General features: G+C 51.1%; 1 pseudogene. It reads left to right on the top strand.

The annotated features are described in order from the left end of the window. Positions 1-687: pseudogene (locus ACO0LI_RS30610) on the top strand (IS3 family transposase); the annotation flags it as partial.

Genomic DNA, 687 nt, shown 5'->3' with positions numbered 1-687 from the left:
ATAACCAGCTTTCCTACCGGGAAGTTGCTGCCCTGTTTAATATCCGCAGTCCGGGATGTATTGGTGATTGGGAGCGTTGCTATCATAATGGTGGTATAGATGCCCTGATACCACGTGTACGTGGAAGACCCAAGAAGATGCCAGACACCAAGCCACAACCCCCGTCCTTACCGATGAATGATGAAACCCGCACACGTGAAGACTTACTTGCGGAAGTCAGCCATTTACGCATGGAGAATGCCTACTTAAAAAAGTTGCGGGCCTTGGTTCAATCTCAGCAGCAACAGCGGGCGACAGCACGCAAAAAGCGCAAGTAGTCATCGAACTAAGGCAACACTTCCCTCTGACAGATCTGCTCAAACTAGCTGGTCTGGCCCGGAGTACTTTCTATTATCAACAGAAAGTTTTGCAGGCAGAGGATAAGTACCAAGGGCTCAAGAAACGAATCGGCACCATCTTTACGCGGCATCAGGGACGCTATGGTTATCGGCGCGTGACTCTGGCTATCCAGCAACAGGGAGTGAAGGTCAACCATAAGACTGTGCAACGGCTGATGAGCAAGCTCGGCCTGAAATCATTGGTGCGGCCAAAGAAATACCGGTCTTACAGAGGTAACGTGGGACACACCGCCCCCAACGTGCTGGAACGGCAATTTGACGCGGATGGCATGCATCAGAAATGGGTAAC

Source organism: Undibacterium sp. Tian12W, from assembly GCF_049339405.1.
Taxonomy (GTDB): Bacteria; Pseudomonadota; Gammaproteobacteria; order Burkholderiales; family Burkholderiaceae_D; genus Undibacterium.
The sequence above is the reverse complement of the archived record's forward strand: the minus strand, read 5'-3'. Positions and strand labels throughout refer to the sequence as shown.